This window comes from Curtobacterium uvaldense (genome assembly GCF_028307415.1).
Lineage (GTDB): Bacteria > Actinomycetota > Actinomycetes > Actinomycetales > Microbacteriaceae > Curtobacterium.
The window spans coordinates 65740-92257 of record NZ_JAQMHU010000002.1; the positions used below are offsets into that span (position 1 = coordinate 65740).

A 26518-nucleotide genomic window follows, 5' to 3' on the forward strand; every position below is an offset into this window, starting at 1 on the left:
GATCCCGCACGTGCGCCGCAAGGAACGCGGGACCGGGTCGGTCAGCGTCGGGAAAGCGCCACGGCGGTCGCCAGCGCCAGCCCCCGTTCGTGTGACAACGACACCGCGACCGGTCCGCAGCCGACCGCCGCGGCGAGCTCGGCGGCGCGGCCGGAGAGCTCGACGACCGGGGCGCCGGCGGCGTCCAGCACCACCGCGACGTCCGTCGGGGGGACCGCGTCGCCCGGCGCGGGTCGCAGCAGCTTCAGCACGGCCTCCTTGCCGGCGAAGCGGGCGGCCAGACGCTCGGGGTCGTCACCGCAGTCGGCGCGCTCGCGGTCGGTGAACACCCGCGACAGGTAGCGCTCGCCGTGTGCGGCGATGCCCGCGACGACGTCCTCGACCGCCGCGAGGTCGGTACCGGTCCGGATCGTCGTCACGGGTGCAGCGTACGGCTCGCAGCCACGCGGTGGCACCACGTCGTCGCCGCGTCGCCGCGTCGCCGCGTGGCCGCGAGCCGCCCCCGACCCCGGTGCCGACCCCCGTCAGCGGTACTGCGGCGGCCAGTCGAACGGCGCCGGCAGGTGCGGCACCTCGCCGATCGTGGTGACGACGAGCACGACCTCGCGACGGTTCGTCAACGCGATCGACCGCGGGTTGCCGAGGTACCGGTGTCCGTCGACCCAGGTCGTCAGCTCCCCGTGCAGCCCGCCGACGTGCCCCGCGCCGAGCGAGACGTCCCACTCGTCGAAGAACTGCCCGAGTGTGAACGTCTGCCGGGTCGGCGACTCGACGTGCAGGATGCCGGAGGTGTCGTGGGTGTGGAGCTCGGCGGCGAACCGCTCCCGCGACGAGTGCCCGACGTCGCCCGGGACCGTCACCGGTGTCGAGCCGTCCAGGATCGTCAGGTGCGTGTGCACGTGCTCGGCGAGCGGTTCGCCCCAGACGTTCCGCAGGCCCGCCGCTTCGGCGCGCGTCTGCAGGTCGGTCGGTGCCGGCCAGGGAGGCGCGGTGCGGGTCGTCCCCGCCGCCGGCGCCGTGCAGAGGGCGAGCAGGAGGACGGCCAGCGCCGCGACGAGCGTGACGACGACGCTCCGGGGCGCCGTCCGCGCACCGCCCGTCCGCGGGGCCCGGCCGGTTCGCGTGCCGGGCCGGCGGCTCACCACCGGTCGTGCACGGTGGCGCGGAACCACCGGTCGTAGAGCTCGTGCACCGTGCTGTCGAGGGCGCCGAGGTCGAGTGCGCCGCCGTCGACCAGGTCCGGTGCTCCGGCGTTCGAGCGGGCCTGCTCGGGGTTCCTGGCGCCCGGGATGGCGGCGGTGACGCCGTCCTGCGCGACGATCCACGCGAGCGCCGCCTGCGGGACCGAGATGCCCTCGGGCAGCGCCGCCGCGAACGCCCGGGCGGCCTGCACGCCGTCCGCGAAGTCGACGCCGCTGAACGTCTCGCCCTGGTCGAAGGCCTCGCCGTGACGGTTGTAGTTGCGGTGGTCGCCCTCGCTGAACGTGGTCTCGGTCGTGTACTTCCCGGAGAGCAGTCCCGATGCCAACGGCACGCGCGCGAGGATCCCGACCCCTGCCTCTCGTGCGGCCGGCAGCACGCGGTCCAGCGGCTTGAGCCGGAACGCGTTGAGGATGACCTGCACGCTCGCGACGTGCGGGCGGGCGATCGCGGTGAGCGCCTGGTCCGCGGTCTCGACGGAGACGCCGTACGCGGCGACCGACCCGTCGGCGACGAGGGCGTCGAGGGCGTCGTACACGGCGTCGTCCTCGAAGACCGCGGTCGGCGGGCAGTGCAGCTGCACGAGGTCGAGGGTGTCCTGCCGGAGGTTGCGCCGGGAGCGGTCGACCCACTCGCGGAAGTTGGCCGCGACGTAGTTCGCGGGGACCTGGTCGGCGCGTCGACCCATCTTGGTCGTCACGGTGAGCGGCACGTCGGGGTTGGCCTGTCGCCATGCCCCGATGAGCTGCTCGCTGCGACCGTCGCCGTACACGTCGGCGGTGTCGAAGAGGGTGACGCCGGACTCGACCGAGGTGTCCATCACGGCGGCGGCGTCCTGCTCGCTGACGGGACCCCAGTCACCGCCGAACTGCCAGGTGCCGAGGCCGACGACGGACACGGAGCGGCCGGTGCGGCCGAGGGTGCGACTCTGCATGCGGACGAGCGTAGTCACGGCAGCCGCGGACGTCCCGTGACGATCCCCGGGGCGCAGGGCCGGCTCAGGACTCGGTCGGTCGGGACTCCGTCGGGTACGGCTCGGTCGCGACCCCGCGACGGAGCAGTGCCCGTGCGGCGCGGGCGCGGGGGACGACCCAGAGCGCGGACCACGCGCCGATCCCGACCCAGAGCGCGACGAGCAACCCCGTCAGGAGCGGGCCGTGCTGGTCCGCCATCGAGAGCGTCATCGCGGTCCAGAGCACGCAGAGGACGATCTTGCCCCAACCGGCGCCCTCGCGGTCGGCCTGCGCCTGCAGCGCCGGGACCCACTCGTCGGCCGTGACCCCCGGCGGCACACGCTGTTCCGCGACCCATCGCTGCACGGCCGCCGATCGCTCGTAGCCGCCGGCGGCTCGCCAGGCCCGCAGCTGCGTCCGGACGCCGATGGCCGCACCGGCGATCCCCGCGGGCACACCGACCCCGACGAGCAGCGCCGTCGTGGTCGTCAGCCAGGACGACGCGACGAGCACCGCGAGCACCACGCCGAAGGCCGCGCCGGCCACGGCGCTGCCGAGGAGCCGCAGCCGCCCGGACTCGTCCACCACACCGACACCGTCCACGAGGACGACGCTACCCGCGACGGACGACCGTCCGCTGCGAGCGCGCGGGGTGCCCGGTGGGGCATGATCGACCGGTGTCCTCCCTGAACCCGACCGCCGTGTACCGCGCCGCCCGTGACGAACTGCTCGCGGTCCTCGACGAGCACGACACCGAGCGTGCCGAGGCCGCCCGACGTGCGTTCCGCTGGCCCGACCTCGGTCGGACCTTCAACTGGGCGACCGACTGGTTCGACGTGGTCGCCCGTGGGAACGACCGCGTGGCGCTGTGGATCGTCGACGAGGACGGCGGCTCGCGCACGACGTACGCCGAGATGGCCGCCCGCTCCGACCGGCTCGCGGTCCGCCTGGACCGGCTCGGGGTCCGGAAGGGCGACCACGTGCTCCTGATGCTCGGCAACCAGCTCGAGCTGTGGGAGACGATGCTGGCGGTGATGAAGCTCGGCGCGGTCATCCTGCCGACCTCGACCATGCTCGACACCGCCGACCTGCAGGACCGCATCGACCGCGGCGGCGTCGCGCACGTCGTCACGAACCACGGGGAGACGCCGAAGTTCGACGGGGTGACGGGTGCTCCGTCGCGCATCGTGGTCGGGGGAGCGGTCGACGGTTGGACGTCCTACCCGGACGACCTCGGTACCCCGGCGCCGGCGGACGAGGTGCGGCCCGTGGTCACCACGAGCACCGACGACCCCTGCCTGGTGTACTTCACGTCGGGCACCACCTCGCGGCCGAAGATGGTCGTGCACACGCAGGCGTCGTACCCGGTCGGCCACCTCAGCACGATGCACTGGCTCGGACTCCGGCCCGGCGACGTGCACCTGGCCATCAGTTCACCCGGGTGGGGCAAGCACGCCTGGAGCTGCTTCTTCGCGCCGTGGATCGCCGAGGCGACCGTCTTCGTGTACGACACGCCGCGCTTCGACCCGGCCGGGCTCCTCGCGCAGCTCGACGAGGCCGGCGTCGACACGTTCTGCGCGCCGCCGACCGCCTGGCGGATGCTCCTGCAGTCCGACCTCGGACCGAGGCCGCGCGCGCTGCGCGAGGTGGTGTCCGCGGGCGAGCCGCTCAACCCCGAGGTGATCGCCCGTGTCCAGGCGGCCTGGGGCCTGACGATCCGCGACGGCTACGGCCAGACCGAGACGACGGCGATCATCGGCAACGTGCCCGGTGGGGCGGTGACACCCGGGGCGATGGGTCGTCCGCTGCCCGGGGTGGCCGTGACGCTGCTCGACCCGCTGTCCGGGCGCGTCGGGGACGAGGGCGAGGTCTGCCTCGACCTGACCGAGCGGCCGACGAACCTGATGGCCGGGTACCTCGGCGACCCGGAGCGCACCGCCGACGCGATGCGAGACGGCTTCTTCCACACCGGCGACATCGCGGTCCGCGACGCGGACGGGCAGCTGACCTTCATCGGCCGGACCGACGACGTCTTCAAGTCCTCCGACTACAAGGTGTCGCCGTTCGAGGTCGAGAGCGCCCTGCTGCAGCACGACGCCGTGGCCGAGAGCGCCGTCGTCCCCGCACCGGACGACGCACGGCTGAACGTCGTGAAGGCCTACGTCACGCTCGCGGCCGGGTGGGAGCCGACGGCCGAGACCGCTCGTGCGGTGCTCGAGCACGCACGGGTCGCGCTCCCGGCGTACGCCCGGGTCCGCCGGGTCGAGTTCGGGCAGCTACCGAAGACGATCTCGGGCAAGATCCGACGGGTCGAGCTCCGCGAGCGAGAGGAGTCCGCGGCGTCGGGCGGTGTGTCGGTCGAGGGGGAGTGGCGGGACGACCAGTTCCCGGAGCTCCGATCGGTGGGACGGGCTCAGGCGACGCGGAAGAAGTCGCCGTAGGTCGGCTCGGGCGGGACGTCGCCGTGCGTGCGGTGGTGCACGAGGGCGTCGATCTCGTCGGGGTGCCGCAGGCCGCGGCGGTGCCACTCGTGGGGGTGGCGCTGGAGTTCGCGGAGGTCGTTCGCGGTGCGCACCGTGCTCACGCCCCGAGGGTGACGACGGTGACGGCAGCGGTGGCGACGGTCACGGCGACGATGCCGAGGCTGGTCGCCAGGGTGGCGAGGACCCGTCCACGGGCTGCCTCCCGGACCTCGGAGAACTGCGAGTGCGTCGCGTCGATGGTGCTCATGGCCGGCCCTTCCCGTGCTGTGGGTCGCCGCCGATCGGCGACTGGGGCCAGCTTGCTCCGATTTCTCTAGTTTGTCTAACTACCGAAGTGGATGCGTACGCATATCGGCCATCGCACCCGGGCGGGCGGCGCCGTCGGCCTCGTCCGCGGGTGAGTCGGCGCCCATCGCGTCGATCACCTCGGCGAAGAACGCCTGCATCTCGACCACCGTCTGCGGCGACAGCCGGTCCGCCGCGGCGATCATCCGGTCGTGCACGTCGGTGAGTTCGGACCGGACCTCGTCGTCGCTGTGCACGGTCGCGACCAGCAGGGCGCCGCGGCCGTCCGCCGGGTCCGGCCGGCGTTCGGCGTGCCCGCTGGAGACGAGCCGCTTGACGACGGCCGTGGTCGACGCCGACGTGATCCCCAGGTGCGCGGTCAGGTCGCCCGGCCGCACCGCGCGGCCCTGCTCCGCGGCGCGCAGCAGGAAGCGGACCGCCTCCATGTCGGTCGCGTTCATCCCCATCGACCGGCGCTTGCGCTCGCGCATCGCGACCTCGGCGGCGCGGTAGCGCCGCATCGCGGTGAGCAGTTCGACACCGGTCCTCGCCGGCCGGTCCGGGTACCAGTACCCGGACGTCCCGTGCGTGCCGTCCTCGGTCATCGCAGCCTCCTCACCTCGTCCGCCCGACAGTACCGAGCCGGTCCGGGCGCGCGGGGAGCAGCGGGGTACGTGACGAGGGTCGGCGACCCGTGTCACCGGTCGCGACGCTCACGACCGGACCACGCGTCGGACGGGAGGCGCGAGGCGGGTCGGGCACGGGCCTCCCGTCCGGCACGCACCGGCTCACTGCCGCGGAGCGGCTCGTCCCGCAGCGGTCTCGTCCCGACGCACGGACGAGGACCGGGTGCGGCGGCCGATCCGTGACCCGAACACAGACCGGCCGCCCGTGCCGTGGTGCCTGACCCGCACCACGACGTCTCGATTGAACACGATCCTGCTGTGAGCGCAAGCCCACAGCCGCTGCGCGCACTGCGTGCAGCCGACGTCCAGACACGCGGTCGCCGGGGCGCGCCGGAGATCGCGCGTCCGGACCGAGGAGGCCCGAGCGCCGTAGGCTCCGTGAGGAGAACTCGTCACGGGAGACGGAAGGCCGGCATGACCAGCACCACCACCAGCAGCCACCCCGCACCCGGCGCCGCACACGGCGCCCGGACGACCCAGGCCACCGCCTCCGTCGCCGCGATCCTCGCCGAGTCCGCGGCGCGGTTCCCGGACGACGTCGCGGTCGTCGTGGGGGACCAGCGGACCACGTACGCCGAGCTGTGGCAGCAGACCCTCGCCTACGCCGGCGGCCTCCGCGCGCGCGGTGTGCGTGAGGGCGACCGCGTCGCGATGCTCGTGCCGAACGTCGCCGACTTCCCGCGCGTCTACTACGCCGTCCTCGCGCTCGGCGCGGTGGTCGTGCCGGTGCACGCGCTGCTCAAGCGCGGGGAGATCGAGTTCGTGCTCCGCGACAGCGACGCCCGACTGCTCGTCTGCGCGGCCCCCCTGCTCGGCGAGGGTGGCGCCGGGGCGGCAGCCGCCGGCGTCGACGTGCTCAGCGTGCTCGCCCCGGCGGACGCCGAGGGCGCTCCGGACCGACTCGAGACCGTCGCCGCGACGAGCGAACCGCTCGACACCTACGTCCCGCGCCACCCGTTCGACACCGCCACGATCCTGTACACGAGCGGGACGACCGGGAAGCCGAAGGGCGCCGAGGGCTCCCACTTCGCCCTGCTCGAACAGGTCAACACGTGCCTGCTCACGACCTTCGACATGCGTCGGGGTGACGTCCTGCTCGGTGCGCTGCCGCTCTTCCACACCTTCGGGCAGACCTGCACCATGAACACCGGGTTCCGCGCCGGCGCGACGATCGTCATGCTGCCGAGGTTCGACGGCGACGCCGCACTCGCGGCCATGGTCGAGCACGACACGGCGATCTTCATGGGCGTCCCGACGATGTACATCGCGCTGCTCGACGCCGCGACCCGGTCCGAGGCTCGACCGCACCTGCGGTACGCGATCTCCGGCGGGGCATCGCTGCCGCTCGCCGTGCTCGAACGGTTCCAGCAGGTGTTCGACGCGCCGGTCCACGAGGGGTACGGGCTCACGGAGACCTCGCCGGTGGCGTCGTTCAACCACGTCGGGGCCACCCCGCGCCCGGGCACCATCGGGACGCCGATCTGGGGTGTCGACATCGAGATCGCCGACCCCGAGGTCACCGACCGCACCGTCCTGCTGCCGCGCGGCGAGATCGGCGAGCTGGTGATCCGCGGCCACAACCTGATGAACGGCTACCTGAACCGACCCGAGGCCACGGCCGAGGCGATCGTCGACGGGTGGTTCCGCACGGGCGACCTCGGGCGGAAGGACGACGACGGGTACCTCACCATCGTCGACCGCACGAAGGACATGATCATCCGCAACGGCTACAACGTGTACCCCCGGCAGGTGGAGGAGGTCCTCGCCGCCCACCCGGACGTCACGATGGCCGCCGTGTTCGGGATCCCGCACGAGGTGCACGGGCAGGAGGTCGCCGCGGCGGTCGTGCTCCGTCAGGGCGCCGAGGTGACCTCGGAGGAGCTGATCCGCTTCGTCGCCGACGAGATCGCCGTGTACAAGTACCCGCGGGTCGTGCACGTGGTGGACGCCCTGCCCCTGGGGCCGAGCGGGAAGGTGCTCAAGCGGGAGCTCGTCGAGCGGTTCGGCTGAGCGCCCCGCGGCGGGGTCGTCGGTCCGGAGCGCGGCTCGCGCTCCGGACCGGTCGCGATCGTGCTCGCGGCCGACCGTCGCCGACGTCAGCGGGCGCGTGGACCGGGCGCCGCCCGGCGGCGGCGTTGCTCGTCAGCCGTGGCCACGACGAGGAACACCGCCCCGATCACCGCAGGACCGTGGACAGGGTGTTCCCACCGAGCGTCTAGGATCGACTCCAGGGGCCTTTAGCTCAGCTGGTAGAGCGCCACGTTTACACCGTGGATGTCGTCGGTTCGATCCCGGCAGGGCCCACAGGAGAAAGCCCAGGTCAGAGCCTTTTCAGGCGCCGACCAAAGGTGGGCGCGCGAGGGCCTCGGAGCGTCGCTGCCGGTGAGCTGCCGGTGACCAATCCAGAAGCCCTCGCGACGCCGCGGCTGCGACCGAGCATGCATCGTGAGCCCGCGGTGCCGACGCCGCGCCTCGGGCTGCTTGCGACGGTCACGAACCGGAGTCCGTCGCCTGGCGATCGGCGCCGGCGCGACTCCATGTCTCATTCGGGTGGTGTGGTCGGAGCGAGCGGCTGGAACGTCGAGACGTCGATGCCGGCTGCAACGTACCTGGCCCACGGTCCGGCGCTCGTGGCCGGCATCGTTCTACCGAGTCCGGATGCGGTCAACAACCGGTCGTCCTCGACCGTCACCACGGCCGCGCCGGCGCGTCGGTGCAACTCGGCTGCGAACGTCTCCGGGCTCCACTCGTCCGCGCGTTCGAGCAGGTCCGCCATCAGGAGCACCCGCGGCTCCAGATGCTCGAACACCAGTCCGTCTCGAAGACCCTCCTGGTGCCTCGCGGCCGCCGCAGGAGTTCACGGGTACGTCGTCGGGTATTTCGACCGGACGAGCGGCTTCGGCAACCGAGGCCGCTCCCACAGAAACCACACCGCCCCCCCCGGAATACCCGGATGCGCTCGGCCGTCCGGTTCGTCATCCGCGCCAACCCGCGAGTCACCGACAGCAGATGCTCCGCGTCAGCAGCGTCCGACGCGAGCGAGATGGAGCGACCAGGTTTCGGGAGCATCACCGGTGACGGTACCCCGATCGGCCCCGTTGCCAGGCAACGACCGAGGAGAGCAAGCGGCTGCCAACTGCAGAACACTGTCGACCTGGCCGAGTGGCCCCTGCGCGACCTTTCGCCTCAGCGGACGACGTACATGCGCGCCAGACCTGTGCGGTCTTCGGGGAACCTGTGAGTCCGCGATACTGAGGGTGCGCGGATCCCTCGCGTCCACGACCCACCCGAAGGGCCACCCCTGTCTGCTCTCCTTCGCTTTGTCGCGCCGATCGTCACCGCCGGCGCCGTCGTCCTCACCCTCGCCGCGTCCTAGACCCCGAGCGCCGCCCCGTCGACGACCGCGGCGACAGCGGCAGGGCTCGAGACGACCTCCTTCGAGGCATCCGATGTCGTCGCCGCGTTCCAGGCTGCAGGCCTCCCGGCGGCGAACAGTCGCGACAACACGGCGAACCAGTGCGGCCCGGACGGTGCGTACAAGTGCTCCGAGTGGGTGACTACGGACAACCTCAGCATCGGGAAGTTCACCTCCGCCGAGCAGTTCAAGCAGATGGAGCAGTACGGCGCGTACATGCAGGGCGACATCGTCCTGTCGTACAACGCGGCTCGCACGCCGGAAGCGGACCGACCCAAGTACGAAGCAGCGCTCGACAAGCTCATGGCCGACGCGACGTAACGACTGGCGGGCACCGTCGCGCAAGGAGCAGCGGCTCGCCGGCAGGCGCGCTTCGCGCGTTCGACAGACGGGCGCGCTCGTCCGCGGTGTAGCCGCCGTCGTCGACGGGTCTGTTGAGGAGCCCGGGACCGCGAGCGACCTCCATGGCGTCGTGCCTAGGCGGCGGGGCGACACCGAGGAGCTCTCGATCTGCGGCTCAGCGCCCGAATCGGCCCCGCGCTTCGCTCAGGAACGCGAGCACACGTAAGCCCCGCCGGAAGTGCCTGCGGGCCGGAGGCGCGGGACCAGGTCCGCCGCGGCTGGCCGGCCCTCGCCGCGGGTCTCACGTCGGTCCAGCGCTGATCCCGATCTTCAGCGGTCTGTGGTTCGTGAGCGACGCGCGTCGAGCGCCTTCGCGACAGCAGCGAGGTCGCTGTCGGACGACATCCAGTGCGAGTACCGGTTGACGGTCTGCTGGGTCGTCGAGTGGCCGAGCCAGACCGAGATCGTCTTGACGTCGATGCCGTCCCGGAGCCAGCTGGTGGCCGCTGTGTGCCGAAGGTCGTGGAGACGGTGGGTGCCGGCGGTTGCCGCCCAGTGCACGTCGCGCGTGAAGTTCGGGCCGCTGAGCTCGCCGCCGCCTGGGGCGCGGAAGAGGAACGCGTCGGGGGCCGTTCCCGCGGCGCGCGCGCTGACGATGTCCGCAGCGCGTCCGAGCAGCGGGACCGTACGGGATCGGCGGCCCTTGGTCTGCTTCTCGGGGTAGCCGTCGCTCTTCGATCGTGAAACGAAGACGGCCGGGAAGGGTGCCGAGCGCACGTCGGCAACGCGCAGCGCCTTCATCTCGCCCCACCGGAGCCCGGTCTCACGGAGGAATTCGACGATGTCGGCGTAGGGCCGGTTGACGCTCCGCTGTGCTTCGAGCATCGTGGCGAACTCGTCGTCGGAGAACGGCCGGATCTCCCGGTCCTCCGTGCCGTCGCCCCGCTCCAGTCGCACCTCGGTGATCGGGTTGTGCGGCAAGTACTCCATCTGTACCGCGTACGCGAGTACGGCGCTGAGCGACTCACGGATTCGTTTCGCGGTGCCGTACTTCTTCGTCCGCGTCAGCTCGTTGACGAATCGACGAAGGACCTGGCGATTCAGGCTCGCGAGCGGGCGCCGCTTCATGGCCGTCGGAACGTGTAGCCGCAGGTTCGCCTCGTCCGTGTCGAAGGTGTGCTGCGAGACCAAGCCCCGTCGCTCCTCGAGGAACTCCTGGATGACCTCGCCGAGAGGTACATCACCGTTCCTCGGGTTGGTCCAAGCGCCGCTTGCGAGAAGCGCTCGTTGGCTGAGCTCCCAGGCCTCAGCTTCCTTCTTGCGCTGGAAGGTTCGGCTGGTGACCTGCTTTCCGCGGTGGTAGATCCGAACCCTGTACGAGCCTGCTGCCGTCTTCTCGACGCTCAACTGCGGTTGCCGCTCTCGTTCCGTTCGCAGAAGCGCCGGATGTCGGATGGCCGGAAAAGGACGCGCCGACCGATTTTGACTCCGACCGGCCCGCGTCCCTCGGAGCGCATCGAGTAGATCGTGCTCTTCGACGTGCGGAGCAGCTCGCACACCTCGTCCATCGTGAGCATGGGCTCGAGGTCCGGATCGGACATCTCGGGAGACGCTCTCGGGCGGAGATCGTCGACGACCTCCCGTGCCGTGCCTTCGCGGCTTGCACCGCAGGTGCAGTGCGTCGTGTTGCTGGGGTGCGTGCTCTTGCTGGGGTGCGTACTCATACCCGTTCCTATGCAACGCCGTCGACGCCTGCCGACTCTGCCCGAGGGGACCGACGCATCCGAACTGCAAGCGGCGTACCGCCGGCGGATGCTGCAACGGCACGACGGTCAGGACGGCGACCTCGGGTCAAGCGCGAGCGCCGCAGCCGAGCGCGAAGCCGACGACGTCCTCGCGGGAATGGCTGCCGCCATGGGTACCACCGTCCAACCTCTCCCCGAGCAGGTCCGCATCGGCGTGCGCTCGTCGATCCTCGGACGTGTCTTCTCGGGCTGACGCGCCGGCTCGCGGTGCATAGGAACAGGTACCGGCGCGTGCCGCAGAACCAGACAGGAGATACCCGTGGCCACATGCAGACTCCGTACCTCCGTACCCGACGTCCGGCCGGAAGCCGACCGCATCGTCGTCGGAGCAACGGTCGCACTGGCCGTCGCGAGCTGGATGATCGGCCAGCCCGGGATGGCGATCCTCGCCCCGACGGCGGCCGTCCTCGCGCTCGTGGCGATCGCCGTGCACCTGACCGCTCTGTACCGCCCCGGGGCCCCTGTCGCCGCGACAGCAGCTCTTGGGCTGGCCGCCGTCACAGCGGTCGCATCGATCGCAGCGCTCGTTGCGATGGGGACAGCGTGGGCCGCTGACTCGTCGTCCTGGCCGCGGCTGGTCACGATCGCGTTCGCGGGCTTCGCCCTCGGCAGCGCGACCCGACAGTACGCAGCCCTCCGCGAGGCCGAGCGGCAGCGTCCAGCCGGGGAAGCTCCTGATGACGCGGCATGAGCCCGGCGCCCGCGTGCGGGTGACGTGGTCGGGTCGGGCAGGCACCGTCGTTGCCGTCCTCCCCGGGCGGCTGGCCGAGTACCGCGTCATCCTCGACGGCGAAGCGGACGACTGGGGGTTTGCCGTCGACGAACTGACCGCGCTGCCGCCGTCCGGCGATGCAGTTCGGGCGCGCCCCGCTGGCCCCGGTGCATAGGAACAAGTGCCCACGGATCGCCCACATCTCGAGAGGTACGCATGCTAACCACCGCCGAGCCGCACACCGCGGCCGAGATTGACTTCGGCTTCGACGTCGATACCATCGCCGCCCTCATCGGCCAGCTCAGCGAGCCCGACCGGACGGCGCTCTACCAACGCCTCGGTGTCCGGCCGTCGCCGAAGCCGCGCGCCTCGAAGACCGCCGCGACCGCCCCGTACACACCGAACACCGGTGACCCCCGCCTCGACGCGTTCCTCACAGAGCACCACGACCCGAACTGGAAGGCGTGGAAGCCCCTTAGGCCGAGGAAGGCGTCACCCGCTGGTGCGAGGCACCTGATTTCGGCCGAAGCCTTCGAAGCGGCAGCAGCTGAACGCTGGCGCGCACGCGGCTACACGGTTTCGCGAACCAGCGGCAACTACGAGGTCACCGGAGACGGAGATGGGTCCTACGCCCGGCAGATGACCGCCGCGTACGTCGCGACCCCGCAGGGCTGGAAGCACCCGGACGACGTCGAGGCGAACGAGTGATGACCATCGAAGAGGCGCGCGAACGTGCACGAGTCATCGAACACGCTGCAGCAGTGATCGCCGACTTCCGCGCGGAGGAGGAGCGTGCCGGCCGGGCGATCCTGCTGACGGCCGATGAGCTCGCCGCCTACGCGCAGCTCGACGCCGGCTGGACGCCCCCGTCGGCCGGCAACGACGAGAGCGAGACACGGCGATGACCGGCGAGCTCACCGTCACCGACCTGTTCTGCGGCGCCGGCGGGTCCTCCAGCGGTGCCGCGAAGATCCCGGGCGTGCGGATCCGGATGGCCGCGAACCACTGGGACGTCGCGATCAGCACGCACGAGCTGAACCACCCGGGCGTCGACCACGACATCGCCGACTTGTCGCAGGTGGACCCGCGCCGCTACCCGCGGACGAAGATTCTCTGGGCGTCGCCGAGCTGCACCAACCACACGCAGGCGAAGGGCGTCGCCCGGGCGCTGCAGACCGACGAGTGGAACCCGTCCGACGGCCGCCCGCTGCCAAAGGAAGCTGCGGAGCGATCTCGGGCGACGATGTGGGACGTGCCGCGGTTCGCCGAGTTCCACCGGTACGCCGCCGTGATCGTCGAGATATTCTAAACATAACACATGTAATAAGTGGGGTTTTTCGGGAGCAGATCGGCCTAGCGCTCTTCCGATAACTGTCACTTATCGAGGTCTGCAGATCAGGGGGTGACGCGAGCACCACCGGACCGCCGTGGCCCGCCGATCGGCGCTGTGGCCGGGAGTTCGAGGCAGCGCCAACCGACGGCGATCACCGGCAGTCGTCCTGATCGAAGGTGGTGGTGACCCGCCGGTCGGCGTCATTGAACCGGTAGGTGAAGCGCAACTCGATGCCGTCCTCGAGCACCTCCTGCTCCGCGCTCAGGGAACACGCGGGAGAGCGGAGGGACGTGTGGATCGTGCTGGACGTCACGTCCGAGGAGTCGAAGGAGGCGTCGACGTCGTAGTAGAAGTGCACCGCGTCGTGCTCCGCGCGGACCGAGGTCCACGTCGTGACCTTGTCTACGGCGATTGGCAGCTGCCGCTCGCCCTTGATCTTCTCCACGGCGTCGCGGATCTCCGCCTGCTGCGCGCGGTCCGCCGCGCTCGCGCCGATGGCCGCCCAGCCGAAGGCGCTTCCCACGACGACGAGCAGGATCGCGCCGGCGAGAGCGAGGATCTGCCAGACGTGCTTCGTGCGGTTCGGCGGCGTGTACGGCGGGTAGGACTGCGCGTACGCACGGGGCGCAGGCTGCGGTAGCCCCGTGGGCGCCGTAGCCCACGCTGCCGCGGGGGAGTACTGCCCGGGCGGAGCCGGCCACGGGTCCTGCATCACCGGAGCCGAAGGTGCCGTCGAGTCCTGGGCTGGGTGCAGTGCCGGTGGAGCGGGCCACGACTGCTGCGACACCGGCGCGGGAGTCGCCCACGGGTCGGTCGGCCCCTGAGGTTCGGCAGGGGCAGGGGCAGTGCTCTGGTCGGGCCGGGCGTCGCGACGCGGCGTCTGGTCTGGCCGAGGTCCGGATGGGAACGGGGATGGGGTGCTCACGAGGCGCTCCTGCTGGTGTCGGTAACGCAGCCGATCGCAGATAGCCGGGGCCGCGGCCGGAGTCTGTATCGACACCGGCACCTGTACCTATGCATCGCACCGGTCAGGTCAACCGCGCACGGTGCGACGCGGCGGAGGCATGACACCATGGCGAGGATGGAACCTGACATGGCAGACGAGGCCCTCTCGATCCGCAACGCGCACGCTCGCCGGGCAGCCGGGGCGATGTCCGCCCTCGCTCACTCGACCAGCGACGGTCGCTCGGTATCGCCGCCGGAAGCGACGATGCTCCTCTCGAAGGTCGCCGAGACGCTGCTTCGCATGTCGGACTCGCTGCGGGGCATCGGTAACGGCCTGCGTCAGTCCCTGCAGACGCACGGAGTAGCAGGACCGGACGGTGAGCCTGCGGACGTCGCGCTCGTCAGAGCTCAGGCGCTGCTGCAGAACGCCGCCGACGCTGCAGCGATGATCGTTGACGACGTCTGGCGAGCACGCGACGGCGTCGCCCCATTCGGCGTCACGCGGCTGCCAGGCCGATCCGACGACGCCGTCAGCTTTTGACGAGCTCGAGGTAGCGCCCTCCCGACATCGCAGGAAGCACGATGCGTGGGTCAATCGTTACGGCGACCCGCCGGTCGCTCAGTCGACCGGAATCTCGAGCGCGATCAGAGCCTCTACGACCTGCGCGGCCGAAGGTCCGGCGCCCGTCATCGGCAGACCCGGCGTCGCGTAGAGGGCCGACACGACGGCGCGCCACTGCCCACGGTCGACCAGCTCCGCCAGCGCGGCGACCTGCTCGGTCAGGAGCCCGTGCGCGGACAGCGCTTCGAGGCGGGCCTGCCGCTCCTGCGCCTCGGTCAAGAGGACGAAAGCGCGTGCGCCGCGGTTCTGTGGCGGGAAGATCGGGGCCGGCTCATGCGGCACCATGTCCACCTCATCGTTACGCAACCGCTCGAGCCACGAGGGCGGGTCCCCGTCCAGGTCGAAGAGGACGGAGACGGACTCCAACAGGTCACGCCGCTGCAGCTGCAGGTGCTGCACGATCACGCGCTGTACGGGAGCAAGGCGGCGGTCGACGTCGAGGCGCCGTCGACGGCTCTCCAGCAGGCCGAACAGATCTACGAGGCCAGCGGTCAGGAACCCTGAAGAGAAGCCGCCCCACCCGAACGCTGTCCCGCTGTCGCGGAGCGACAGCAGCGCGACGATGAGGAGCGCGACGCCCACGAGGAGGAAGGCGATCGGCAGCCAGAACCGAGGTTCCTCCGCGACCGTTGCTCGGACTGCCTTTGACCATCGCACGTCCGAACTGTGCCTGCGGCCGTGCCGGCGCGGGGCGCGGCCGCTACCGATAGCCGTCCAGGTCGCCAGAGAGATCCCGAAGTTCTGCCTGCAAGGCAGCCATCCGCTCCTCGAGCTCGCCCATCGCCGCCTCCGCGGCAGCGAAGCCATCACTGAGGTCTGCGGGATCTGCAGGCTGCGCCGCTCGTCGCTCGATCGGGGCGTCCGGGCGGGCGTTGCTCCGGTTCGACGCCACGATGCGCGAGATCGATCGCACGCTGAGTCGGCCTGGCACGGCCCATCCGTGACGGTCGATGGCCGAGATCGGGACGGCCGGCGGTTCCCTCGTGCACACGTGATCCCCGCTTCGAATCAGGTCGCGCACCTCGGTCGCCGCGCGACGCGCCGCGGAGCGGTGGCCGAGAAGAAGCGGCTGCGCGGTCGTCGCCCAAGCGGACATCGCGCACCGGAGGCATCGGTCAGCGCTTCCGTGTCCCGAGACAGCATGTGGCGCCAACGAGCCCGGCTCGATACCGAAGGCGGCCACCGAGGGTCGGCTGCAGCCTTCCGCCAGCAGGCGCAGCACGACGTGGTCCCGTACCGCGCGCACAGGTGCGCGAGCGGCGGCGCCGATCGCGGGAACCGTCAGCTCAAGTCGTCGCGTGGGCGCCGATGGTGTGAGCGCTGGCTGCGCTGCAGCACGGCGCAGCCGGACGGTCGATCCGCGCGCCGGGACCTGCCGGAAGAACTCCTCCAGGTCCGCCGCGGCGATCCGAAACGGGTCGCGTCCTGTCGCGTCGCACCAGCGGACGAACAGGTGCCGGTCGCGTGCGCGGCCGCTCACAGCCCGAGCATGGTCACTGCGTTGCCTCCCGCGAGGGGGTTGTACTCGCGGTCGTAGACATCGATCATCGAATCGGTCGCGAGCTGCGCCTGGAGCCGCACCTGGCGTCGGCTGGCACCGTTCCTGCGAGCCTGCGTCACGAAGCCGGCGCGCAGCGAATGCGCCCCGTAGAGCACCGGATTCAGATCAACCGACTTGCTGCGCGTCTTCACTGCTCGGTAGATCGCGTCCCCGCTGAGGCGGCGGTCGAGGACCGAGCCACTGGCTGTCAGCGGACGGAACGCCGGCGCCGACTTCGCCGGCTTCCCAGGCGCAATCGTCGTGCACCAGTGACCTCGCGCATCCCACTCAGCCGCTGGCGACGTCGTCACGACGAGCGCCAGCGGATCACAGCCGCGCTCGAGCGCCTCGAGGATCCTGGACCAACGCACCCACGCGCACGCCGCGCACGTGGCAATGTGCGTACCGGTCGGGACCGGAAGCGTCGCGCCGACGCCCGCCTGGTCGGTCTTTGAACGGCGGAGGTGGACCTCCAACCCGTAGTCGACGAGCTGCAGGTCGCCGACATCGAGCGACACGATGCTGCTTCGTCGGAGCGCAGCACCGAACCCGATGAGGAACGCTGCCGCGTCACGAGCCGCCTTGACGCCCGCCGGCCAGACGTGGTGGGGCATGGCCTCGACGATGCCCCGCACGTCGTCCGTGAAGACCGGACGCATGCGCCGCACCGTGGCATCGCCCGACCGCCGGATGCCTGCCATCACTCGCCGCACTCGGTCATCGGCCGTAGGCGACGCGTAGCCGGCGTCACGGTGCACCGCAGCGATCGCTGCGACCTTGCGTGCGATGCTCGACGGCTTGAACCGAGCTTCACCGTCGCCACGCACCAGCGACGCCAGGTGCGTGAGGTACACCGAGACGGTGTCCGAAGATGCGGGCAAAGGCCGCTCACCAACGAGCTGGCACCAGGAGCGGAACGCCCGGAAGTCTGCAGCGTAGAGCTCAACGGTCCGGCCCGAACGAGCGTGAGCGGCGTGCTCGTCGGCTTCAGCGCGGAGCCGCGCGATCAGCTCCTCTGCAGCACGAGGCGCGAGCTGACCGTCGCTTCGCGACGAGACGGACTGACGCATCAGCGCAGTATTTCACGGCGGCCGACAGGGAGGTGCATAGAAGAGACCGTGGCCAGCACTCAGACGATCGACACGCGTGCGGTGCTGACCGCCGCGTCACGCGACGGGCGAACCGTCCTCACCGTCAGCACCGCGAAGCGGCTGTTGCAGCGCCGAGGTGTCCCAGAGCACGATCTCGAGCGGGTCGTGCGGTCGACGCTTGACTCCCTCGAACTCGACGGCATTCTGCGCGTGGTCCGGAAGTCTCCGGCCGCCGACAGCGCGCAGATCGAGTCGTGGCCGCGCGGAGGACGGGAACGCCGCGGTTGGGTCAACGTCGCCGCGTCGGAATCACTGCGAGCGGAAATCGCCGCACGACGCGGCCGTGCACAGAACACCGCCGCGATCGGCACCTGCGCCGATCTGCGGCGCCAGGCTGAGCGGATCATCCTGGAGCGCCACCAGCGTCAAGTCGACGCGGAGATCGCGCGGCTCAGCGCGGCGTCACCCCGACAGCAAGCCGGCTGAGCGCAGTTCGGAGGCGGTCCGGACGCCGAGCACGGCGACCATGAGCGTGTACATGTGCGAGTCATGAAGGCCTGCCGTCCGGCCGGCTGCAATCGCCTCGCTCAGTCGATCGACGGCAGCCGGGGCGGCGGCGTCGATCGACGGCGGGAGCGCTGCGGCCGCGGCCGCGATCGTAGAACGGGCCTCCAGCGCCTTCACGCTGCTTCTCCGGGAACGAAGCGAATGAGGATCACGTCCTTGCGGCTCCCGGGCGTCACAGCCAGCGCGCTTGCGCCAACGCGGCAGGCCAGAGCGCGCTCGACGCGCTCGTTGCGAACCAGCGCGTCGCGGTCAATCCGCTTGGGGAGGTAGCACCAAACGGACACGACGGGGATCTCGCCCCTGATCGGGTGCGAGATCGAGCCAATGCTGATGTCGTCGTCGCTACGAACTGTCGGAGGCGCGTTCTCCGTCGTCTTCGCCCAGAAGTCGTTCCAATGGGCAGCGGTCGTGAACGCAGCAACCTGCGTCGGCGCGACGGGCGTCACAGGAGGCCCCCTCGTCGGGCGGACTCAGCGGCGCCCAGGTCGATGCCTGTCCGGGCCCCGTCGATGCGTCGACGAGCAGCCCGACGCACCATCGGCGCGCCTTCCCGTTCGAGGCGATGCACGACGTCCTCTGGCGTGTTCGGGTTGCCGACAAGCGCCATCCCAACGGTCAGTCGCCGGCGGAAGCGCTGGTGGATAATCCGCAGGTCCAGCGACGCACGGGATCGGTCGCTTGCCGCCGCAACGGCCTCCTCGGCGGTGAGCGAGGCGGGGTGACGCCCCCGGACTGCCCTGACTCGGCGTGCGGCTTCCACGGCTCGTTCGAGCATCGGCGCCCCTGCAGCTACGCGGGCGGCCGCGGCGAACGCCTCGTCGTCGCACGCGGGGCTGTCCAGGACTGCCTGCACGATGCCATCAGCGTGGATCTCGAGTAGCCGCACCAGCCGAGAGGCGCTGGTGCTGGTCAGTGCTTCGCGGCGTGCGTCGGCGAGCCGGATGAGCCGATCGTTCGGCGTGAGTCGCCCGGGCCGGACGGCCTCGACGCTGATGAACTCGGACGGTGCCGTGCGCAGCTGGGTCATGCTTGCTTCTATGCACCGCGCTGTCACTGCTGCGTCAGGCGGCATCGCTCTGCTCGCTCCGAAGCCCGGCCCGACGTGCGCTCAGCCACTCGCACGCCTCGTCGAGGTCGAGGATCAGGCGGGAGAACGCGCGCAGCGGCTTGGCGTAGACCTGCCGCGTCGGCTCGGGGTAGGCGATACCGTTCGCCGCTCCTACCTGCGTGCGGACGAGCCTCGGGTCGAGGACAGCGACCATGCCGGAGTCGGACGCTGACCGGATCATCCGCCCGACGGCCTGCTTCTCGAGCAGGGCCGCGTCTGCGGCGTAGATCAGCCGGTCGGCGGTCCACTTGTCGCACTGCAGACGTGCCATTGCAGCCTCCGCGCGGGCATCGTCCGATGGGTTCGACGGGGACCGGGGGATCCGGTCGAGGATGACGAGGGAGCAGGTCTCTCCTGGCGCGTCGACACCGGTCATCAGGCTTCGCGTGCCGACAAGGACGCTGGAGGTGTTCTCCCGCCAGCGCTGCAGTAGCGCAGCCGATGTGGCTCCGTCCCACTGCGAGAAGACGTCGACGTCGGTCGGCAGCGAACCACGGAGCGCCTCTGCGTACACGCGCCCCGCGGCGGACGTCGCGGCGAGGATCAGAGCCGACCCGTTGTTGCGCTCCACGAGGTCGTTGATCTGCTCAGCCGCCCACGTCGTGTGCATCTGCGTGTCGAACTTGCGCTTGCCCCATCGCTCGCTGGTGAGGCGGGGGACCTCCCGTGCGTGATTCGTGCTGACGACCGCGGGGATGTAGAGCGCCGACGACTGATAAGCCACTGCGAACGGCGAGGGGTACTCGATCGCGGGCACGTTCGCGCCGACCTCGAACTGAAAGTTGTCCGGCAGCGTCGCGGACATGAAGATCACCCCGAGTGCCGGAGGCTCCTCGCCGACTTCGGAGGGCCCGACGAGGAGGTTGCGCCGGATCATGCCGGACACATCCACGGGGGACGCCTGCGCGCTGCTCCAGCGGACGGAAGCCTGCGGGCGCTCATCAGCCTGCACCCAGCGTGCTCGACCAACCCGGTGCTCGCGGACAGCATCGCAGGCCTCCCGCAGCTCCTCGGCTCGTTCCAGCGCCCGGATGGCGCCCATCGCCGTCGCCGTGTGCGGAGACTGCGATGCGTTGCGCACCAGGCCCTTCACCTGGCCGACCCAGGCGTCGAGGTGGTCGCCGACTGCCGCTAGTGGATCGTCGAGCTCGCCCATCCGGAGCGGCTTCCCGCCGCGGTCGAGCTGCGACGCGATGCTCTGCTCGAGTCGATCGGCGAGGATCGCCCCGCCGCTGCTCCACGAAGTCACAGCCGGTCCGTCGGCAACGCGTTCGACGGCTCGGATCAGGCTGTGGAGGAGGCGGCCGGAGACTTCCGCTGCGCCGCGCTTGCGCACCTCCGGCGCGAGGGCGTGCGCCTCGTCGATGATGATGTTGTCGAACACTCCGCAGCTCATGCTGCCGTTAACGATGGGGCGGCCTGTGGTGGCCTGGAGGGCCAGGAGCGTGTGGTTGGTCACGACGACGTCCGCGTCGCACGACGCTGCACGGGCGAGGAGCGCCTTCGGCACGTAGGGGGTGTCGTCGTCCTTCGACGCCTGATTAGCCGAGCCCGCACTGACGAGGGCCCATTCGTCTCCGGTGTGATCGCCGTCGAACTCGTGTCGGGTTCCGGCAGCGTCGTCGTCGTCGTACTGGTCAAGGCCCCACGACACCAGCGCGACCAGGCGCTCGAGGCACACCTGCGAGCTGTTGATTGCCGACGGCACGGCGGTGGCCGCGGCGACGCCTTCGCGAAGCTCGGCGGTGTCCCACACTGCCTCGCTGCCGGCGAGCAGGTTCGCGGTGCTGAACAGCTGCCTGGGGTCGAGGTAGTTGCCGATCCCCATGTGTGCGGCGACTCGCAGGGGCGGCAGTCCGAGGGCTTCGCACGCTCGGGACATCGTCGGACCGTCCTTCTGCACGATCTGCTGCAGCAGTGAGAGTGATTCGGTGCTGATCACGGTCCGCTCGCCTGCCTCGAAGAACCGGAGCGCAGCGGCGGCGAGGCCGATGGCGGACTTCCCGGATCCGGTGGGCAGTGCTCCGACGAAGTGGGCGCGCGCCTGCAGCGCTTCGACGGCTGCGCCGAAAGCGAGCTCCTGTCCTTCGCGAGGTGCTGCGTCGTCAAGGCCTGTCGCTTCGCGCACGTACGCGCTGAGGAACTCGATCGGCGTCGGTACGGATCTGGTCGTCGTGGTCACGACTGTCTCTATGCACCGGCCACCCGCCGGCGCACACGACGCCGAGACTTCGTTGCTTTCAGCGACTGGAGGACCAGGGAATGTTCTGGCTGGCCAAAATCACCGCCGAGGTGCACTCGCGCTTCTGAACTGGGGTTTCCCGCTCAGACCAGGAAACCAGGCTTCTCCGCGCACCCATATGCCTTCTACACGCATTGCGCGACAGAGTATCCGTCCATCCATGCGCCCGTATGGATGGACGCCAACTCGCGCCTATACATATATACATACATTTCTTCAGAAGAAAGTTGGTTATCTGGTTAGTAGAAGGCCGATCCGCGAGCTGACGCCGATCCGAGGTGACCAGGTTTGTTCAGGGCCATGTGGCTCGGCCAGAGAAAGCCTGGTTCGAAGGTGCCAGTCGGCGACGGACGGCAGTCGTCGCAGGGTGTTCAGGGAAGCGCTGGACAGCAGGCGCCACGCACCCTGGAGACGACATGACCACCGACACCGCAGCCGACCTCGAGACCTTCGAGCCCGTGTTTGACGAGGACCTCGAGCGGGCACGCGACCGCGACGAACCGACCGAACGCGCAGAAGCGCTTCCTGGCGAGGGCGCCGACGACGAGGCCGAAGCCGGCCGCGGCGGACGCGCTCGGTCAGTGAACGCCCGCCTCGTCGCCCGACGGAGCATCGAAAAGTACCAGCGGCTCACCCAAGAACCGTCCTCCGATCTTGCGGCCGCAGCGCTGGTCGTTGGCGGCGGCGTGAAGGCCGACGCTGCGGACATCGCCGTCTTCGTCACCACCACCGCGCGCGCCGACCTGCGGCTGCTCGATCGGGTCGACCTGATCGCATCGGCTCCCGACGCCTTCGAAGCGATGTCGACCGTCATGGCGCTCGACAGCGCCGAGGCCCGCCGAGTCTGGGAGCTCCTCCGAGAGCTCGCCGTCGTCGAAGGCCGCGCGGCCCCCAAGACCTCGGACATCGCGAAGGGCATCGCTCGTGCCGCGCTGGGGAAGGCTCCAGAGGTGCTCCGGGCCACGGAGCGCGTCCGGGCCATCCTCCGGAAGTAGACCCTGATGCCCACCCGCTGCCGCTCCTGGCGCTTCGTCGGCGCCGAGATCCCGGAGGGCCGGCACCTCCCGGTCGGTCGCGACCACGACGTCTGGCACCCCTGCCGCAATCCGGTCACCGACGGCGAGCTGCGGTGCTCAGATTGTCTCCGCTCCCTCCTCACGAGCCCGAATCCGACCATCCGAGCGGCCCTCGCGGCGGACCCCGCGATCAGTGGCGACACCCTGATCGCCCTGAGCACGGACGGAGATGCTGTGGTCGCAGCCACCGCACGAAGCCGCATCGAAGCTCGCGGCGGCATCGAAGCAGTCCGCAGCGCGCCCTGGGGTCAGACCGTGCCGCACGCAGAAAGCGGGCCGTCCGCCCGAGCGGCCGCTTCGACGCCATCACCGTGGGACGCCTAGGAGGCCACATGTCTAAGCAGAAGAACAACGGCGCCTGGGGCGCGGACGGAGCTGCCGACGAGGACCGCCTCACCGAGAACCGAGCAGCACCGGTGGTCCGCTACTCCGCCTTCCGGCGGAAGGCGCAGCGCCGGCTCTTGAAGGCTGCGATCTTCGTCTTCGCACCGCTCATCCTCCTCTCGCTGGTCGGGAACCTCACCGCCGAGAAGGCAGCCCCGGCACCCGCCAAGGCCTCTTCCACCGACGCGAACTCCTCGCCCGGCAAAGCCGCCGCGACAGCCGCGATGCAGGCCTGGCTGGGGAGCAAGCCCGCACCGCTGCCAGGGGCGCGACTTCTCAGCTGGGACGGCTACCGAACGTTGCCGAAGGCCGCAGCGACCACGAAGCGGGGCACCACCGGCGACGACAGCGGGACCACGACGGAGGTCGACCAGTTCACGCTCGCCGTCACGGACGAGAAGACCACGACGCTGTACTCATCGAGCGTCGAGGTGCGCATCAGTCGAGCCGGCATCGCCAGCGTGACGGGGACGCCGACCCTCCTGCCGACCACGTCAAGCCTGCAGGACGGCGCCGCCTCGAGCGCCCAGACCTGGTCGGGCTGGCCGAGCGTGACGCCGAACGACGCGGTCGGCAGTTCGGTCCGCGCCTGGGCGGAAGCGTTCACCGGGAACGACCCGGACGCGCTGCGCCTCGTCGTCGGCGACCCGAGCAAGAAGCACGCCTACCTGCCGCTGCGCGGCGCCGACGCGTCGGACGTGAAGGTGACCGCAGCCGCCGCGAAGCCCGCAGCCGACGGAAGCGCCGACGACGACCCGGCCACCCTCATCGCGCGAGTCACCTTCACGCCCCGGTGGGGTGGCAACGCTGACGACAGCGCCCGGACCGTCGTCAGCTACGACGTCCTCATCGCCGCCGCGAACACCGCGTCGCCACGTGTCGTGGCCTGGGGCGGCCCCGGCGCCGGCCCTGCGCTGAAGCCGTACAGCAACGCGATCAGCGCAGCCCTCGCGACGAACAACCAGGAACCTGCCGGCGCCCGTAACACAACGCCGGCCTCCGACGACGGGAGTGACCGCTGATGCCACGCGCGCAGAACCTGCCCAACCGGCCCATCTGGGAGACCCGCTCCCGCCGCCCCCTCAGCCGCGGCCGCGTGCCCGGAGAAGGCGGCGCGCTGTGGGCGTTCCGCTCGATCCCGATGCAGCCCATACGAGACACCCGGGATCCGCGCGACTCAGTCCTCGCCGGCGCGTCGCTCGAGCGCGCGTTCTATGAGATGAGCGAGCTCACTCGCCTCGGCGTCGCCCGCTCGCGAAGTACCGCGAAGCGCTCCTACCGGGAGTTCCAGATCAAGCTCATCGACGTACCCACCCCGTTCCAAGCCGCTGAGGGCTCCGCCGCGGCGTACCTCAACCAGCACTTCCGGGACGTCGTCGTACCGCGACGGATCGCGCTCTTCGGCGTACGGCTGAAGGCGAGCGTTCAGGCCGGCTCGTGGCGCACGCTCCTTGACTCCGTCGCCGACACCTTCCTCGAGTCGGAAGCGCCGATCACGGACTTCGACGCCGACTTCCGGCTCGTCGACGAAGCGCTGAACCGATCCGGGCTCCCGCCCATCACTTCCGAGGACTACCGATGGGCGAACGCCTGGTGGAACGGCGGCCGATCCGCCGCGACGCCGTACGTTCCCCACACCGACCACCTGCACTTCTTCCGGAACATGAAGGAAGTCCACCGGGTCACCGGCGGACAGTTCGACAGCTGCGCTGGATGGCCGGACGCGGACGCTTGGAACGGGCGCACCAACCGGGCCGACGTCACGTTCGCCGCGGTCGAAGATTTCGACATGGGGTTCGAGTCCATCGCCAGCGAGCACGCACGCTGGGCATGCGGCCTGCTCGACGCTGGCGCCCGGATGATCTCGATCCGCGGTCTCATCGAACCGCCCCGCGTGACACGCAAGGAGCTCGCGAAGCAGCGACGCACCATCGAGAACGCGCTCGAGGAGCAGTCGCAGCAGAAGGGCCGCACCCGAGCCGAGCACGACGAGATGCAGCGCAGCGTCCAGGAGATGGAGGACAGCTACGGGGTGGCGAAGAACACCGCGCCCCCGACCCTCGTCGACACGACGGTCACCATCGCGTTCGAGGGCCAGATCGACGACGTCTCCACCCTCGGCGGCAACCTCGTCCTGAACCCGATGCAGGACCGCCAGACCGGGGCGTGGATCGACTCGATGCTGTGCTCCCAGGTCCGCGCGAACCCGCACCTGCACGACGTGCCTGCCACCCTCGTCGCGCACGCGGGCATCCCCGACCTCTCCGCCGTCGGCGACTCCCGAGGTCGACTCGCTCTCCTCGGATTCACCGAACGCGACCGCCAGCCCGCCTACATCTCGTCGACGGCGGCGTCCGACTCCGACACGCTGCCGATCCTCGCGATGAGCGCTGCGACCGGCTCGGGCAAGACGCAGGTGCTGCAGTTCACCGCCTACCAGTGGGGGATGCTCGGCGTCCCGCAGTTCGTCGTGGACCTGAAGGAGGGTTCGGACATGTCGCCGGTCTTCCGCACGCTGCCGGCCGACCAGTACCGCGAGTACTCCATGGACACCGTGATCGGCGTCGACGGCGGACTCGACCCAGTTCGCATCGTGCCCGACAGCAACACCGGAGTCGCGCTGGCGAGCTCGCTCCTGCGGAGCGTCAACCCCTGGGAATCTCACGACCGACGTGACCGCGCGATGACCAGCGTCACCAACGCGATCATGTGGGGCGTGCGCAACGGCGCCCGCGCCACGGGGCAGGCGCTCCGCATGGCCGAGGAGGCCGGGGTTGTGTCCAGCAAGCTCGTCGGGCCGATCTGGCAGTTCCTGGACACGTACGTCATGGCGAGAACCCTCATCGGCAGCGAACCCGGTGAGGCCAGCCTCCACGGGTTCGACGGGCTGACCTACATCAAGGTCGGCAGCGCCTCCATGCAGCTGCCTCAGCAGAAACGCGGCTTCGACATCGAGCGCGCCGAACCGGGCGTCCGGATCTCGACCGCGCTCGTGCGGATGATGGTGCGCGGGTCCGTGATGGCGCTCTCCGGTCGTTCTGGGGTGCTGCACCTCGACGAAGCGTGGATGGCCGAGCACAGCGCTCAGGACGAACTCGAAGCGAGTGGGCGTCTCGCGCGGCAGAAGGACGTGCTCCTCGCCATCTACAACCAGACGCCGTCCGGGCCGCTCGAGTCGGGCCTCGGCAACTACACGAGTCGCCATCTGAACGGTCTGATCAGCGACGAGGACGAGGCGAAGGCGGGCGCCGAGTTTGCCGGTATCCAGAGCCCCGATGTCGTCGAACGCATCATGGCCAAGCGCGGTACCGAGCACTACATGGGCGCGCGTTGGCACCGCGCGCCTGGTGGCGCCCGCGTCGTGGAACGTGGCGCGATCGTGTACTACACCGACATCGACAACCGGTTTGCGCCGGTCGAGGTCGTCCTGCCCGAAGCCTTCCTTGAACTCTCGGGCACCGCGCCGGAGCAGATCCGCGCGCGCGAAGAGCAGAAGCGCATCGCCGCTGCCGACGCATCCGAGGCGGTGGCGAGCCCGCTCGTGCTCCGGCGCCTCCTCCGCTCGTGACGGCGCCCTGAACGTCCCGGACGCGGCGTAGTCGGTGCGCGGCGTCCGGGGCCCCGAGCGCCCCTGCTCGTGACGTAGTCGGTGCGTCGCGAGCAGGGGCGCTTTCCTCTGCGACCAACGATATGTGTCCGGATGCACGAGACATCTCGGCTCACGGGTCA

31 protein-coding genes and 1 tRNA gene are annotated in these 26518 nt (G+C 70.5%); 14 read left to right on the plus strand and 18 right to left on the minus strand.

The window, feature by feature from the left end; all coding sequences use genetic code 11:
• Window positions 1-41: 41 nt before the first annotated feature.
• The 4 genes from PIJ49_RS01870 to PIJ49_RS01885 all read right to left on the minus strand — a co-directional run bounded on the left by PIJ49_RS01870 (window position 42) and on the right by PIJ49_RS01885 (window position 2756).
• Window positions 42-419 (minus strand): holo-ACP synthase, encoded by a 378-nt coding sequence (locus PIJ49_RS01870; protein WP_081984813.1) that lies wholly within the window; start codon window positions 417-419, stop codon window positions 42-44.
• A gap of 105 nt (window positions 420-524) precedes the next feature.
• Window positions 525-1142 carry a hypothetical protein gene (locus PIJ49_RS01875; protein ID WP_158407744.1) on the minus strand — a complete coding sequence of 206 codons (618 nt, stop codon included), beginning with the start codon at window positions 1140-1142 and terminating at the stop codon, window positions 525-527.
• Window positions 1139-2134, minus strand: coding sequence for an aldo/keto reductase (locus PIJ49_RS01880; protein WP_271825419.1), 996 nt, complete (start codon window positions 2132-2134; stop codon window positions 1139-1141). Before PIJ49_RS01880 ends, PIJ49_RS01875 begins: the two co-directional genes overlap by 4 nt.
• 64 nt (window positions 2135-2198) lie before the next feature.
• Window positions 2199-2756, minus strand: coding sequence for a hypothetical protein (locus PIJ49_RS01885; protein WP_271825420.1), 558 nt, complete (start codon window positions 2754-2756; stop codon window positions 2199-2201).
• 83 nt (window positions 2757-2839) lie between these two features.
• On the opposite strand from PIJ49_RS01885, the gene PIJ49_RS01890 reads away from it, so the two are divergent.
• Window positions 2840-4594 (plus strand): AMP-binding protein, encoded by a 1755-nt coding sequence (locus PIJ49_RS01890; RefSeq protein WP_271825653.1) that lies wholly within the window; start codon window positions 2840-2842, stop codon window positions 4592-4594.
• Here the strand turns inward: PIJ49_RS01890 and PIJ49_RS01895 are convergent.
• The 3 genes from PIJ49_RS01895 to PIJ49_RS01905 all read right to left on the minus strand — a co-directional run bounded on the left by PIJ49_RS01895 (window position 4567) and on the right by PIJ49_RS01905 (window position 5526).
• On the minus strand, window positions 4567-4737 hold the full coding sequence (locus PIJ49_RS01895) for a hypothetical protein (protein WP_158407745.1): 171 nt from the start codon (window positions 4735-4737) through the stop codon (window positions 4567-4569). The genes PIJ49_RS01890 and PIJ49_RS01895 overlap by 28 nt on opposite strands.
• Window positions 4734-4883: a hypothetical protein gene (locus PIJ49_RS01900; RefSeq protein WP_158407746.1), complete on the minus strand. Its 150-nt coding sequence runs from the start codon at window positions 4881-4883 to the stop codon at window positions 4734-4736. Before PIJ49_RS01900 ends, PIJ49_RS01895 begins: the two co-directional genes overlap by 4 nt.
• 79 nt (window positions 4884-4962) lie before the next feature.
• Window positions 4963-5526: a MarR family winged helix-turn-helix transcriptional regulator gene (locus PIJ49_RS01905; RefSeq protein WP_271825423.1), complete on the minus strand. Its 564-nt coding sequence runs from the start codon at window positions 5524-5526 to the stop codon at window positions 4963-4965.
• A 495-nt stretch (window positions 5527-6021) separates the two neighbouring features.
• Here PIJ49_RS01905 and PIJ49_RS01910 point away from each other — a divergent pair, with 495 nt between their 5' ends.
• Both PIJ49_RS01910 and PIJ49_RS01915 read left to right on the plus strand, forming a co-directional pair.
• On the plus strand, window positions 6022-7617 hold the full coding sequence (locus PIJ49_RS01910; protein ID WP_271825425.1) for a long-chain-fatty-acid--CoA ligase: 1596 nt from the start codon (window positions 6022-6024) through the stop codon (window positions 7615-7617).
• Window positions 7618-7838: 221 nt separating this feature from the next.
• Window positions 7839-7911, plus strand: a tRNA-Val gene (locus tag PIJ49_RS01915).
• A 238-nt stretch (window positions 7912-8149) separates the two neighbouring features.
• Here PIJ49_RS01915 and PIJ49_RS01920 read toward each other — a convergent pair.
• Window positions 8150-8416 (minus strand): hypothetical protein, encoded by a 267-nt coding sequence (locus PIJ49_RS01920; RefSeq protein ID WP_271825428.1) that lies wholly within the window; start codon window positions 8414-8416, stop codon window positions 8150-8152.
• 744 nt (window positions 8417-9160) lie between these two features.
• Here PIJ49_RS01920 and PIJ49_RS01925 point away from each other — a divergent pair.
• Window positions 9161-9343, plus strand: coding sequence for a hypothetical protein (locus tag PIJ49_RS01925; protein WP_271825431.1), 183 nt, complete (start codon window positions 9161-9163; stop codon window positions 9341-9343).
• A gap of 351 nt (window positions 9344-9694) precedes the next feature.
• On the opposite strand, the gene PIJ49_RS01930 is transcribed toward PIJ49_RS01925, so the two are convergent.
• Window positions 9695-10771, minus strand: a complete 1077-nt coding sequence (locus tag PIJ49_RS01930) for a tyrosine-type recombinase/integrase (RefSeq protein ID WP_271825433.1) — start codon at window positions 10769-10771, stop codon at window positions 9695-9697.
• Complete coding sequence (locus PIJ49_RS01935; RefSeq protein ID WP_271825436.1) at window positions 10768-11088, minus strand: helix-turn-helix transcriptional regulator; 321 nt, start codon at window positions 11086-11088, stop codon at window positions 10768-10770. Before PIJ49_RS01935 ends, PIJ49_RS01930 begins: the two co-directional genes overlap by 4 nt.
• Window positions 11089-11176: 88 nt before the next feature.
• On the opposite strand from PIJ49_RS01935, the gene PIJ49_RS01940 reads away from it, so the two are divergent.
• The 5 genes from PIJ49_RS01940 to PIJ49_RS01960 all read left to right on the plus strand — a co-directional run bounded on the left by PIJ49_RS01940 (window position 11177) and on the right by PIJ49_RS01960 (window position 13190).
• Complete coding sequence (locus PIJ49_RS01940) at window positions 11177-11362, plus strand: hypothetical protein (protein WP_271825439.1); 186 nt, start codon at window positions 11177-11179, stop codon at window positions 11360-11362.
• Between the two features lie 66 nt (window positions 11363-11428).
• The gene (locus tag PIJ49_RS01945) at window positions 11429-11860 is read left to right on the plus strand and encodes a hypothetical protein (RefSeq protein WP_271825440.1); all 432 of its coding nucleotides are present in this window, start codon (window positions 11429-11431) and stop codon (window positions 11858-11860) included.
• 237 nt (window positions 11861-12097) lie between these two features.
• Complete coding sequence (locus PIJ49_RS01950) at window positions 12098-12589, plus strand: hypothetical protein (protein ID WP_271825441.1); 492 nt, start codon at window positions 12098-12100, stop codon at window positions 12587-12589.
• Window positions 12589-12786, plus strand: coding sequence for a hypothetical protein (locus tag PIJ49_RS01955; protein WP_271825443.1), 198 nt, complete (start codon window positions 12589-12591; stop codon window positions 12784-12786). Before PIJ49_RS01950 ends, PIJ49_RS01955 begins: the two co-directional genes overlap by 1 nt.
• Window positions 12783-13190: a DNA cytosine methyltransferase gene (locus PIJ49_RS01960; protein ID WP_271825445.1), complete on the plus strand. Its 408-nt coding sequence runs from the start codon at window positions 12783-12785 to the stop codon at window positions 13188-13190. Before PIJ49_RS01955 ends, PIJ49_RS01960 begins: the two co-directional genes overlap by 4 nt.
• Window positions 13191-13365: 175 nt before the next feature.
• On the opposite strand, the gene PIJ49_RS01965 is transcribed toward PIJ49_RS01960, so the two are convergent.
• Window positions 13366-13926 carry a hypothetical protein gene (locus PIJ49_RS01965; protein ID WP_271825446.1) on the minus strand — a complete coding sequence of 187 codons (561 nt, stop codon included), beginning with the start codon at window positions 13924-13926 and terminating at the stop codon, window positions 13366-13368.
• Window positions 13927-14307: 381 nt separating this feature from the next.
• On the opposite strand from PIJ49_RS01965, the gene PIJ49_RS01970 reads away from it, so the two are divergent.
• Window positions 14308-14700, plus strand: coding sequence for a hypothetical protein (locus PIJ49_RS01970; RefSeq protein ID WP_271825449.1), 393 nt, complete (start codon window positions 14308-14310; stop codon window positions 14698-14700).
• Window positions 14701-14778: 78 nt separating this feature from the next.
• Here PIJ49_RS01970 and PIJ49_RS01975 read toward each other — a convergent pair whose 3' ends face one another.
• The 3 genes from PIJ49_RS01975 to PIJ49_RS01985 are packed head-to-tail and all read right to left on the minus strand — an operon-like array spanning window position 14779 to window position 17391.
• Window positions 14779-15438, minus strand: a complete 660-nt coding sequence (locus PIJ49_RS01975) for a hypothetical protein (RefSeq protein ID WP_271825450.1) — start codon at window positions 15436-15438, stop codon at window positions 14779-14781.
• A 43-nt stretch (window positions 15439-15481) separates the two neighbouring features.
• Window positions 15482-16261, minus strand: a complete 780-nt coding sequence (locus PIJ49_RS01980) for a hypothetical protein (RefSeq protein WP_271825451.1) — start codon at window positions 16259-16261, stop codon at window positions 15482-15484.
• Window positions 16258-17391 carry a site-specific integrase gene (locus PIJ49_RS01985; RefSeq protein ID WP_271825452.1) on the minus strand — a complete coding sequence of 378 codons (1134 nt, stop codon included), beginning with the start codon at window positions 17389-17391 and terminating at the stop codon, window positions 16258-16260. The genes PIJ49_RS01980 and PIJ49_RS01985 overlap by 4 nt, the downstream gene beginning before the upstream one ends.
• Window positions 17392-17439: 48 nt before the next feature.
• Between PIJ49_RS01985 and PIJ49_RS01990 the strand changes: the two genes are divergently transcribed.
• Window positions 17440-17898, plus strand: a complete 459-nt coding sequence (locus tag PIJ49_RS01990; protein ID WP_271825453.1) for a BAR domain-containing protein — start codon at window positions 17440-17442, stop codon at window positions 17896-17898.
• Here the strand turns inward: PIJ49_RS01990 and PIJ49_RS01995 are convergent.
• From PIJ49_RS01995 to PIJ49_RS02010, 4 genes are read right to left on the minus strand one after another with little or no spacing between them, the layout of a single operon-like run.
• A complete protein-coding gene (locus PIJ49_RS01995) occupies window positions 17875-18096 on the minus strand; it encodes a hypothetical protein (protein ID WP_271825456.1) in 222 nt (73 codons plus the stop codon). The genes PIJ49_RS01990 and PIJ49_RS01995 overlap by 24 nt on opposite strands.
• Window positions 18093-18425, minus strand: a complete 333-nt coding sequence (locus PIJ49_RS02000; protein ID WP_271825457.1) for a hypothetical protein — start codon at window positions 18423-18425, stop codon at window positions 18093-18095. Before PIJ49_RS02000 ends, PIJ49_RS01995 begins: the two co-directional genes overlap by 4 nt.
• Window positions 18422-19006: a hypothetical protein gene (locus PIJ49_RS02005; RefSeq protein WP_271825458.1), complete on the minus strand. Its 585-nt coding sequence runs from the start codon at window positions 19004-19006 to the stop codon at window positions 18422-18424. The genes PIJ49_RS02000 and PIJ49_RS02005 overlap by 4 nt, the downstream gene beginning before the upstream one ends.
• 34 nt (window positions 19007-19040) lie before the next feature.
• The gene (locus PIJ49_RS02010) at window positions 19041-20915 is read right to left on the minus strand and encodes an ATP-dependent DNA helicase (protein ID WP_271825460.1); all 1875 of its coding nucleotides are present in this window, start codon (window positions 20913-20915) and stop codon (window positions 19041-19043) included.
• An 830-nt stretch (window positions 20916-21745) separates the two neighbouring features.
• Between PIJ49_RS02010 and PIJ49_RS02015 the strand changes: the two genes are divergently transcribed.
• The 3 genes from PIJ49_RS02015 (at window position 21746) to PIJ49_RS02025 (ending at window position 26357) form a co-directional block, all read left to right on the plus strand.
• Window positions 21746-22324, plus strand: a complete 579-nt coding sequence (locus PIJ49_RS02015; protein ID WP_271825462.1) for a hypothetical protein — start codon at window positions 21746-21748, stop codon at window positions 22322-22324.
• 413 nt (window positions 22325-22737) lie between these two features.
• Entirely contained in the window at window positions 22738-23811 is a 1074-nt protein-coding gene (locus tag PIJ49_RS02020) for a hypothetical protein (protein WP_271825465.1), read from the plus strand.
• 197 nt (window positions 23812-24008) lie between these two features.
• Window positions 24009-26357, plus strand: a complete 2349-nt coding sequence (locus PIJ49_RS02025) for an ATP-binding protein (protein ID WP_271825466.1) — start codon at window positions 24009-24011, stop codon at window positions 26355-26357.
• Window positions 26358-26518 lie beyond the last annotated feature (161 nt).